We start from the raw sequence: 10,812 nt of genomic DNA on the forward strand, positions 1-10,812 counted from the left end.
GGTACTGCGCGCACTCGGTGCCGCCTTGTCACTGCCTGGCTTCGAGTTCACCGCGATCGACGAAGTGCGCACGCAGATGGCCGCGGACGGCGCGGCGCCGGCCACCGCGACGAATGCGCTGCGCCCGCGCATCGAACCCGCCCAGGGTCGCCTCGTGCGCGTCGCGACGACGTCGATCTACGCGTCGGACGCGGTCGTGCGCCGCTCTCCCGCGCTGCAGGCGCACCCGCTCGCGCGTCCCGCGTGCGTGACGCTGCATCCCGAGGATGCGCTAGCGCTCGGCCTCGGCGCGGGCGCGAGCGCGCGCGTGTCCGGCGTCGAGCTCCCGGTCGAGCTGTCGACCCGCGTGTCGCGCGGCGGTGCGTGGATCGAAGCCGGCCTCAAGGGTTCGGCGAACCTGCCGCCGCACGGCGCTTCCCTCGACATCACGAAGGCCTGACGACGCATGGACTCGATCATCGCCGCCTTCCACTCGTTCGTGTCGACGTTCCCGACGCTGTCGATGGCGCTCGGCCTGCTGCTGCTGCCGCTCGTGCCGCTGATCATCGGCGTCGCGATGTACGTGTGGTGGGAACGCAAGGTCATCGGCTGGATGCACGTTCGCATGGGGCCGAACAAGGTCGGTCCGTTCGGCCTCGCGCAGACGTTCGCCGACGTCTTCAAGCTGCTGCTCAAGGAAGTCGTCTACCCGGCGAACGCGAACAAGGCCCTGTTCCTGCTCGCGCCGCTGTGGGCGCTGATCCCGTCGTTCGCGGCGTGGGCGGTGATCCCGATCGGCCCGAAGGTGGCCTGGTCGAACGCGAACGCGGGCCTGCTGTTCCTGCTCGCGATGACCTCGATGGGCGTGTACGGCATCATCCTCGCGGGCTGGGCGTCGAACTCGCGCTACGCGATGCTCGGTGCGATGCGTTCGGCCGCGCAGGTCGTCAGCTACGAGATCGCGATGGGCTTCTCGCTCGTCAGCGTGCTGATCCTCGCAGGCAGCCTCAACCTCAGCGACATCGTGCAGGCGCAGGCCGGCGCCAAGGGCCTGCTCGACTGGTTCTGCGTGCCGCTGCTGCCGATGTTCGTCATCTATTTCGTCTCCGGCGTCGCCGAGACGAACCGTGCGCCGTTCGACGTCGCCGAAGGCGAGTCGGAGATCGTCGCGGGCTTCCACGTCGAGTACTCGGGGGCGCCGTTCGCGGTGTTCTTCCTGACCGAATACGCGAACATGATCCTGGTGTCGTTCCTCGCGCCGATCCTGTTCCTCGGCGGCTGGCTGTCGCCGTTCCCGGCCTCGTGGGGCGCGCTCGGCGCGCCGGGATGGTGGTGGCTCGCGGGCAAGGCATTCTTTTTCGCGACCGCGTACATCTGGTTCCGCGCGAGCTTCCCGCGTTACCGCTACGACCAGATCATGCGGCTCGGCTGGAAGGTGTTCATCCCGATCACGATCGTGTGGGTGTTCGTGGCGGGATGCATGAAGTACTTCGGCTGGGTCACCGCGGGCGCTTGAGGCGACAGGCAATGAATCGAGTCACGAGCTACCTCAAGAGTCTGATGCTGCTGGAGCTGCTGGCCGGCCTCGGGCTGACGTTCAAGTACCTGTGGCGCCCGAAGTACACGGTGCGCTACCCGATGGAACACATCCCGAAGTCGAACCGCTTCCGCGGGTTGCACGCCCTGCGCCGCTATCCGAACGGCGAAGAGCGCTGCATCGCGTGCAAGCTGTGCGAGGCGGTGTGCCCCGCGCTCGCGATCACGATCGACTCCGCGCCGCGCGAGGACGGCACGCGCCGCACGACGCGCTACGACATCGATCTGTTCAAGTGCATCTTCTGCGGCTTCTGCGAGGAGAGCTGCCCGGTCGACTCGATCGTCGAGACCTCGATCCACGAATACCACTTCGAGAAGCGCGGCGAGAACGTCGTGACGAAGCCGCAGCTGCTCGCGATCGGCGACCGCTTCGAGAAGGACATCGCCGCTGCGCGTGCGCAGGACGCGGCGTTCCGCTGACGGACACGGACCCATGAGCTTCCAGCTGATCTGCTTCTACGCCTTCGCCGCGATCACCGTGGGCGCCGCGCTCGCGGTGATCTCGGTGCGCAGCCCCGTGCACGCCGCGCTGTGCCTCGTGCTCACGTTCTTCTCGACCGCGTGCACGTGGCTGCTCGCCGACGCCGAGTTCCTCGCGATCGCGCTCGTGCTCGTCTACGTCGGCGCAGTGATGGTGCTGTTCCTGTTCGTGGTCATGATGCTCGACCTCGACCTCGACCCGCTGCGCGAAGGTTTCGTGCGCGCGCTGCCGGTCGGCATCATCGTCGCCGTGGTCATGCTGGTCGAGATGCTCGGCCTCATCGGCGTCCGCACGATGCAGCTGCCGGCGCCGCCTGAACCCGCCGCCGCCGCGGGCATGTCGAACACGTCCTGGCTCGCGAATGCGCTGTTCAGTCAGTACCTGCTGCCGTTCGAGGTTGCCGCGCTGATCCTCACCGTCGCGATCGTCGCGGCGATACCGCTCACCTTGCGCCGCCGCACCGGCGTACGCACGCAGAACCCGTCGCGGCAGGTCATGGTGCAGGCGCGAGATCGCGTGCGCATCGTCAGGATGGCGGCGGAGAAGCCCGCCGCGACGGCCGGCAGCAACGGGGAGACCACGCCGTGATCACGCTCGCGCATTTCCTCACCCTCGCCGCGGTGCTGTTCTGCATCGCGGTCGCCGGCATCTTCATCAACCGCAAGAACGTCATCACCCTGCTGATGGCGATCGAGCTGATGTTGCTCGCGGTCAACACCAACTTCGTCGCGTTTTCGCGATTCCTCGGCGATCCGTCCGGACAGGTGTTCGTGTTCTTCATCCTCACGGTCGCCGCGGCCGAATCGGCGATCGGCCTCGCGATCCTCGTCGTGTTGTTCCGCAATCGCGCGACGATCAACGTCACCGAAATCGATTCGATGAAGGGCTGATCGACGATGCTCTCGAAAACCATCCTGCTCGTCATCGTCCTCGCGCCGCTGGCCGGCGCGCTCGTCGCGGGCCTGCTGCGCAACCAGGTCGGCCGCAAGGGCGCCGCGGGCGTCACGATCGCCGGCGTGCTGCTCTCGTGCGCGTTGTCGTTCCACGTGCTCTACCAGCTCGTCTGGGGCGGCGCGAACACGTTCAACGAGAACCTCTACACCTGGTTCCAGGTCGGCTCGTTCGGCGCGCACGTCGGCTTCCTCGTCGATCGCCTCACCGCGATGATGATGGTCGTCGTGACCTTCGTGTCGTTGATGGTGCACGTCTACACGATCGGCTACATGGCGGACGACGACGGCTTCCAGCGCTTCTTCAGCTACATCGCGCTGTTCACGTTCTCGATGCTCATGCTCGTCATGAGCAACAACTTCCTGCAGCTGTTCTTCGGCTGGGAAGCGGTCGGCCTCGTCTCGTACCTGCTGATCGGCTTCTGGTTCAAGCGGCCGAGCGCGATCTTCGCCAACATGAAGGCGTTCCTCGTCAACCGCGTCGGCGACTTCGGTTTCCTGCTCGGCATCGCCGGCGTGCTGTTCTGGTTCGGCTCGCTCGATTATTCGCAGGTATTCTCCGCCACCGCGTCGGATGTCGCGTTCTCGCGCACGGTCGAGATCTTCGCGGGCCATCCGTGGCACGTCTCGACGATCGTCTGCATCTGCCTCTTCATCGGCGCGATGGGCAAGTCGGCACAGGTGCCGCTGCACGTATGGCTGCCCGACTCGATGGAAGGTCCGACGCCCATCTCCGCGCTGATCCACGCCGCGACGATGGTGACCGCGGGCATCTTCATGGTCGCGCGGATGTCGCCGCTGTTCGAGCTCAGCGAGGCGGCGCTGTCGTTCGTGCTCGTGATCGGTGCGACGACCGCGCTGTTCACCGGCCTGATCGGCGTCGTGCAGAACGACATCAAGCGCGTCGTCGCCTACTCGACCCTGTCCCAGCTCGGCTACATGACGGTGGCGCTCGGCGTCTCGGCCTACGCAGGCGGCGTCTACCATCTCATGACGCATGCGTTCTTCAAGGCCCTGCTGTTCCTCGGCGCGGGCTCGGTCATCGTCGCGATGCATCACGAGCAGGACATGCGCTACATGGGCGGCCTGCGCAGGTACATGCCGATCACCTGGATCACCATGTGGCTCGGCTCGCTCGCGCTCGCGGGTGCGCCCGGCTTCGCCGGCTTCTTCTCCAAGGACGCGATCATCGAGGCGGTCGGCGAGTCGCATCGCTGGGGCGCTGGCTATGCCTACTTCTGCGTGATGGCTGGCGTGTTCGTGACCGCGCTGTACAGTTTCCGGCTGCTCTACAAGACGTTCCACGGCAAGGAGCGCTTCGTCGTCGACGCGCACCATCACGGGCACGGTCATCACGACGCCCACCACGACGACCACGGCCACGGCCATCACGAGCCGGGGCATCTCGCCCACGCGCCGCATGAGTCGCCTTGGGTCATCACCCTGCCGCTCGCGCTGCTCGCGATCCCGTCGGTCATCGTCGGCTGGTTCACGGTGGGGCCGATGCTGTTCGGCGGCTGGTTCGGCGGCGCGATCCGCGTCAGCGACGAAGAGGGCCGCGACGTCCTCGGCGAGATCGCCAGGGAGTTCCACGGACCCCTCGCGATGGTCGTGCACGGGTTCACGCAGGCTCCGTTCTGGATCGCGCTCGCAGGTTTCGCGGTCGCGACGTACGTCTGGCTGTTCAACCCCGGCGTGACCGCACGCTTCAAGAGCGCGCTGCGCCCGGTCTACACGCTGTTGGACCACAAGTACTGGATCGACGAGATCTACCAGGCGGTGTTTGCGCGCGGCGGCATCGCCCTCGGCCGTGGCCTCTGGAAGGGCGGCGACGCCGGCCTCATCGACGGCGTCGCGGTGAACGGCTCGGCCGCGCTCGTGGACCGCGTGTCGGCGACCGTGCGCTGGCTGCAGTCGGGCTATCTCTACCACTACGCCTTCGCCATGATCCTCGGCCTGATCGCGCTGCTCGGCGGCGTGTGGTGGGTCACCCACCTGGCGCCCTGATCGACGGACTGACACAACCATGCATCTACCGCATCTCCTGAGTCTCCTGATCTGGCTGCCGGTGCTCGGCGCAATCGCCGTGCTCGCGTTCGGCCGGCAGGCGAACACGGCGCGCTGGCTCGCACTGGCCACGGCCGTCGCGACGTTCCTGCTGTCGATCCCGCTCTGGACGTCCTACGTGCCGGCAATCCCGGGCATGCAGTTCGTCGAGAAGCTGGCCTGGATCCCCGCGCTGAACGCGAACTACGCGCTCGGCGTGGACGGCATCGCGATCGCGCTGATCGTCCTCACCACGTTCACGAGCGTGCTCGTGATCCTCGGCGCATGGGGCCCTATCGAGGACCGCGTGTCGCAGTACATGGCCGCGATGCTCGCGCTCGAGGGCTTGCTGGTCGGCGTGTTCGCGGCGACCGACGCACTGCTGTTCTACGTGTTCTTCGAAGGCATGCTGATCCCGATGTTCATCCTCATCGGCATCTGGGGCGGCCCGCGGCGCGTCTATGCGACGCTCAAGTTCTTCATCTACACGTTCTTCGGTTCGATCTTCATGCTGGTCGGGCTCATCTACCTGCACATGAAGACCGGCGAATTCTCGCTCGACGCATTCGCCCACGCGAGCCTCGGAGCGAAGGAGCAGGCGTGGCTGTTCTTCGCGTTCCTGATCGCGTTCGCGATCAAGGTGCCGATGTGGCCGGTCCATACCTGGCTTCCGGACGCGCACGTGGAAGCGCCGACCGGCGGTTCGGTCATCCTCGCCGCGATCATGCTGAAGGTCGGCGGCTACGGTTTCATTCGCTTCTCGCTGCCGATCACCCCCGACGCGTCGCAGGAATACGCGTGGGTGGTCATCGCGATGTCGCTGATCGCGGTCGTCTACATCGGCTACGTGGCGCTCGTGCAGGAGGACATGAAGAAGCTCGTCGCGTACTCGTCCATCGCGCACATGGGCTTCGTCACGCTCGGCATCTTCGTCGCGCTCGCGCTCGTGCGCGTCAATGCCAATCCGGTCGGCGCGCGACTCGCCATCCAGGGCGCGATGGTGCAGATGATCTCGCACGGCTTCGTTTCGGGCGCGATGTTCTCCTGCATCGGCGTCATGTACGACCGCCTGCACACGCGCATGATCAAGGACTACGGCGGCGTCGCGAACGTGATGCCGTGGTTCGCCGCGTTCATGGTGTTGTTCGCGATGGCGAACTGCGGCCTGCCGGGCACGTCGGGCTTCGTCGGCGAGTTCATGGTCATCCTTGCCTCGTTCCAGGACAGCCCGCTGATCGCGGCGGTCGCCGCGTTCACCCTGATCATCGGTGCCGCCTACACGCTGTGGCTGGTCAAGCGCGTCGTGTTCGGCGAAGTCGGCAACGACAAGGTCGCGAAGATGAAGGACCTCGACGTGCGCGAGTGGATCGTGCTCGGCGCGTTCGCGGCCGGCGTGCTCGCGGTCGGCGTGTACCCGAAGCCGCTGACCGACCTCATGGAACCCGCCGTGCAGCAGCTCGTGCAGCAGCTCAGCCTGGCCAAGATGTGAGCCACCCGACATGATCCAGTTCAACCCCGCCGATCTCGCGACGATGCTGCCCGAGCTGTTCCTGCTCGGCGCGACCTGCGCGATCCTGCTCATCGACCTGTTCCTCAAGCCCGCGCAGCGCGATGCCACGCACTGGCTTTCGCTCGCCGCGCTGCTCGTCACCGGCGTGCTGGTCTGGCGCGACGCGCCCGCGGAGGGCGCGAGCATCGCCGCGTTCAATGGCATGTTCCTGCGCGACGGCGTCGCCACCGTACTCAAGGTGTTCGTGCTGCTGACCACCGGCCTCGTGTTCCTCTACAGCCGCGACTACCTGCGCGCGCGCAAGCTGTTCGTCGGCGAGTTCTACCTGCTGCTGCTGTTCGCGACGCTCGGCATGATGCTGCTGGTGTCCGCCGGCAATCTCGTCACGGTCTATCTCGGCCTCGAGCTGCTGACTCTGAGCTCGTACGCGCTCGTCGCGCTCAATCGCGATTCGTCGGTATCGAGCGAGGCCGCGATCAAGTACTTCGTGCTCGGCGCGCTCGCGTCGGGCCTGCTGCTGTACGGCATGTCGATGATCTACGGTGCCACCGGCACGCTCGACCTCGCGAAGATCCATGCGGTCGCCGATTTCTCCGCGACCAGCCCGCACCGCACGCTGCTCGCGTTCGGCCTCGTGTTCCTCGTCGTCGGCTCCGCATTCAAGCTTGGTGCCGCGCCTTTCCACATGTGGCTGCCGGACGTGTACCAGGGCGCGCCGACCGCGGTCACGCTGTTCGTGGGCTCGGCCTCGAAGATCGCCGCGTTCGGCATGACCTGGCGCCTGCTCGACGGCGCGATGGGTGGCATGAACGCGCACTGGACGCAGATGCTCGGCGTGCTCGCGGTCCTCTCGCTCGCGGTCGGCAACGTGTTCGCGATCGCGCAGACGAACCTCAAGCGCATGCTCGCGTATTCGACGATCTCGCACGTCGGCTTCCTGCTGCTCGGCTTCGTCAATGGCAGCGCGTCCGGCTACGCGGCGGCGATGTTCTACGTGATCAGCTACGCACTCATGGCTGCCGTCGCGTTCGGCATGATCATGCTGCTCGCGCGCGCGGGCTTCGAGGCGGAGGAGATCGACGACTTCAAGGGCCTGAATCAGCGCAACCCGTGGTACGCGGGCATCATGGCGATCGCGATGTTCTCGCTCGCCGGCGTGCCGCCGCTGTTCGGATTCTTCGCCAAGCTCATGGTGCTCAAGGCCGTCATCGACGCGGGCCAGATGTGGCTCGCGATCGTCGCGATCGTGTTCGCGATCATCGGCCTCTACTACTACCTGCGCGTCGTCAAGGTGATGTACTTCGACGCGCCGCGGGACGCGACTGCGCTCGACCTGCCGCGCGATCGCGGTTTTCGCTGGGCGCTGTCGCTGAATGGACTCGCGCTGCTCGCACTCGGCGTCGCCTGGGGGCCGCTGCTCGAGTGGTGCGATCGCGCACTCGCGGTCGCAGCGCACTGAACGTCGCCCCCTCAGGCCTCGCGGCACGTCGCCGGGGTTGCCCTGGGGAAGCGTTGCCGCTACACTGCGTAGCTCGGTGCGGGGTGGAGCAGTCTGGCAGCTCGTCGGGCTCATAACCCGAAGGTCGCAGGTTCAAATCCTGCCCCCGCTACCAGTTTCACTGAGGTCCAGGGAAAAGGCCGCCTCGAGCGGCTTTTTTTCTGGCCAGGCGCAGGATGCGCCGGCTGCCCGAGGGCGGCTGCGCCGATGTTGGATGCGACACAACGGCGAACTACGGAATGGGCCTCGTGCCCATTTTTTGTTTGTGTTTTTGCTTTTCTCGCTCGCGCGCCCGCACTGGACGCGCGTGCCTTGGCGGTCACGGACGATCGCGACGGACACCATGACCAACGACGAACTGAGCCAGTTGCTGGAACCTGCCATTGCCGATCTCGGCCTCGAGCTGGTCGGCATCGAGTTCAGCCCGAACGCAGGCAGCAGCCTGCTGCGCGTGTACATCGACGAACCCGAGCGCGGCGTCACGATCGACGACTGCGAGCGGGCCAGCCGGGAGATTTCCGCGCTGCTCGACGTCAACGATCCGGTCGCCGGCCGCTATACGCTCGAAGTGTCGTCGCCGGGCCTCGAGCGGCCGCTGTTCACGCCGGCCCATTTCGAGCGGTTCCGCGGCGAGCAGGTCAAGATCAGCGTGAACCTGCCGCTCGACGGTCGCCGTCGCTTCCAGGGTCGCATCCACGCCGTCGACGACGAGCGCGTGACGATCGATCAGGACGGCAAGCAGGTCGAGATCGCGCACGCGAACATCGCGAAGGCGCGCCTCGTGCCGGACTACGTCGCGCTCGGACTCGCTCCGGCGCGCCCGGGCAAGACGGAGTCCGTAGCGCCTGCGAAGCGAAAGAAGAAGTGACGCGGCGGCCCGTCCGAAGGACGGGCGGGGTTGTGGAAGCGATACCGAAGTACCCAACGAAGCGTGAGGCCCGGTCGAGAAGGTCGGACGAAGCGGTAACAAACAGGATTGAAGTCGTCGTTCGGGCGGCAGCGAAGCCGTTCCGAGGAGCCCAACAATGAGCAAAGATCTGCTGCTGGTCGTCGATGCGGTCGCCAACGAGAAGGGCGTTCCGAGAGGCGTCATTTTCGAAGCGATGGAGGCCGCGCTCGCGTCCGCCGCGAAGAAGCGCTACATCGACGAGGACGTCGCCGTGCGCGTTTCGATCGACCGCGACACCGGTGATTACGAGACGTTCCGGCGCTGGGAAGTCGTCCCCGACGATGTCGTGATGGAATCGCCCGATCGGCAGATCCGCCTCATGGATGCGGTCGACGAGGCCGACGGTATCGAAGTCGGAGCCTATATCGAGCAGCAGATCGAGAATCCCGATTTCGGCCGCATTTCCGCCCAGGCGGCCAAGCAGGTGATCGTGCAGCGCGTGCGCGAAGCGGAGCGCGCGCTCGTCGTCGACGCCTACAGGGATCGCGTCGGCGAACTCATCACCGGCATCGTCAAGCGCGTCGAACGCGGCAGCATCTACCTCGACCTCGGCGGCAATGCCGAGGCGTTCGTCCCGCGCGATCGCAGCATCCCGCGCGAAGCGGTGCGCACCGGCGACCGCCTGCGCGGGTACCTGTACGAAGTGAAGTCGGAACCGCGCGGTCCGCAGCTGTTCGTGTCGCGCACGGCGCCCGAGTTGATGATGGAGCTGTTCAAACTCGAGGTCCCGGAAGTCGGACAGGGGCTGGTCGAGATCAAGGCGTGCGCGCGCGACCCGGGTGATCGTGCCAAGATCGCGGTGATCGCGCACGACCATCGCACGGATCCGATCGGGGCATGCATCGGCATGCGCGGTTCGCGCGTGCAGGCGGTGTCGAACGAACTCAACGGCGAGCGCATCGACATCGTGTTGTGGAACGACAATCCGGCGCAGTTCGTCATCAACGCGATGGCGCCGGCCGAAGTGCAGTCGATCATCGTCGACGAGGAAAAGCACTCGATGGACATCGCGGTCGCCGAAGACAAGCTGTCGCAAGCGATCGGGCGCGGCGGCCAGAACGTGCGCCTCGCGAGCAAGCTGAGCGGCTGGCAGCTCAACGTCATGACGGCCGACCAGGTGCGGCAGAAGAGCGAGGCCGAACAGGCCGCCGCACGCGACCTGTTCATCGCCAAGCTCGAGGTCGACGGCGAGATCGCGCAGATCCTGGTCCAGGAAGGTTTCTCGACGGTCGAGGAGATCGCCTACGTGCCGACCGCGGAACTGCTCGGCATCGAGGGTTTCGACGAGGACATCGTCGAGGAGTTGCGCGCGCGAGCGCGCGATGCGCTCCTCACGGACGCCCTCGCGGTGGAGGAGGGCATGGAAGAGCACAAGCCCGCCGACGACCTGCTCGCTGTCGATGGCATGGACGAAGCGCTCGCGTTCGAGCTCGCGTCGCACGGGATCGTCACCCGCGAGAACCTCGCCGACCTCGCCACCGACGAGTTCATCGAGCTCGGTCTCGAAGGCATCGACGAGGACAAGGCGGCGGCGCTGATCATGGCCGCGCGCGAGGGCGCCGCCGCGTAACCGGCGGAGCCGGGGAGGCGCGCGAAGCGTGCCGCCCGCAACGAACGAAGACGGACGGCGCCGGTGCGAGGCGCCGCCGGACGGACCACCATCGCACGCGTCGCAGGGCCACGGAGTACCAAATCGATGTCGGACGTCACGATCAAACAACTGGCCAAGGTCCTCGGCACACCGGTCGACAAACTGCTCGCGCAGCTCGGTGAAGCGGGCATGAAGTTCTCCGATCCCGACCA

Annotated in this window: 10 protein-coding genes, 1 tRNA gene and 1 pseudogene; all 12 read left to right on the top strand. The window is 66.4% G+C overall.

The annotated features are described in order from the left end of the window. A pseudogene (locus tag VI238_RS11205) lies at positions 1-439 on the top strand (NADH-quinone oxidoreductase subunit G); the annotation flags it as partial. A 63-nt stretch (positions 440-502) separates the two neighbouring features. Then, positions 503-1,495, top strand: a complete 993-nt coding sequence (gene nuoH / locus VI238_RS11210) for an NADH-quinone oxidoreductase subunit NuoH (RefSeq protein ID WP_331651346.1) — start codon at positions 503-505, stop codon at positions 1,493-1,495. Positions 1,496-1,506: 11 nt separating this feature from the next. Next, entirely contained in the window at positions 1,507-1,995 is a 489-nt protein-coding gene (gene nuoI, locus VI238_RS11215; RefSeq protein WP_331651331.1) for an NADH-quinone oxidoreductase subunit NuoI, read from the top strand. Positions 1,996-2,008: 13 nt separating this feature from the next. After that, on the top strand, positions 2,009-2,644 hold the full coding sequence (locus VI238_RS11220; protein WP_331651332.1) for an NADH-quinone oxidoreductase subunit J: 636 nt from the start codon (positions 2,009-2,011) through the stop codon (positions 2,642-2,644). Continuing rightward, positions 2,641-2,946 (top strand): NADH-quinone oxidoreductase subunit NuoK, encoded by a 306-nt coding sequence (nuoK, locus tag VI238_RS11225; protein WP_331651334.1) that lies wholly within the window; start codon positions 2,641-2,643, stop codon positions 2,944-2,946. Before VI238_RS11220 ends, nuoK begins: the two co-directional genes overlap by 4 nt. 6 nt (positions 2,947-2,952) lie before the next feature. Continuing rightward, positions 2,953-5,013: an NADH-quinone oxidoreductase subunit L gene (nuoL, locus tag VI238_RS11230; protein WP_331651336.1), complete on the top strand. Its 2,061-nt coding sequence runs from the start codon at positions 2,953-2,955 to the stop codon at positions 5,011-5,013. Positions 5,014-5,032: 19 nt separating this feature from the next. Further along, a complete protein-coding gene (locus VI238_RS11235) occupies positions 5,033-6,541 on the top strand; it encodes an NADH-quinone oxidoreductase subunit M (protein ID WP_331651338.1) in 1,509 nt (502 codons plus the stop codon). Positions 6,542-6,551: 10 nt separating this feature from the next. Next, positions 6,552-8,021, top strand: a complete 1,470-nt coding sequence (nuoN, locus tag VI238_RS11240) for an NADH-quinone oxidoreductase subunit NuoN (RefSeq protein ID WP_331651340.1) — start codon at positions 6,552-6,554, stop codon at positions 8,019-8,021. A 77-nt stretch (positions 8,022-8,098) separates the two neighbouring features. Beyond that, positions 8,099-8,175 (top strand) — tRNA-Met (locus VI238_RS11245). A gap of 228 nt (positions 8,176-8,403) precedes the next feature. After that, positions 8,404-8,928: a ribosome maturation factor RimP gene (gene rimP / locus VI238_RS11250; RefSeq protein ID WP_331651342.1), complete on the top strand. Its 525-nt coding sequence runs from the start codon at positions 8,404-8,406 to the stop codon at positions 8,926-8,928. Positions 8,929-9,085: 157 nt separating this feature from the next. After that, complete coding sequence (nusA, locus tag VI238_RS11255) at positions 9,086-10,579, top strand: transcription termination factor NusA (RefSeq protein ID WP_331651344.1); 1,494 nt, start codon at positions 9,086-9,088, stop codon at positions 10,577-10,579. Between the two features lie 126 nt (positions 10,580-10,705). Further along, positions 10,706-10,812, top strand: a 107-nt coding sequence (locus VI238_RS18755; RefSeq protein ID WP_414650056.1) for a translation initiation factor IF-2 N-terminal domain-containing protein, incomplete at its 3' end; no start/stop codon positions are given.

The sequence above is a fragment of the Dokdonella sp. genome (assembly GCF_036518555.1).
GTDB lineage: Bacteria > Pseudomonadota > Gammaproteobacteria > Xanthomonadales > Rhodanobacteraceae > Dokdonella_A.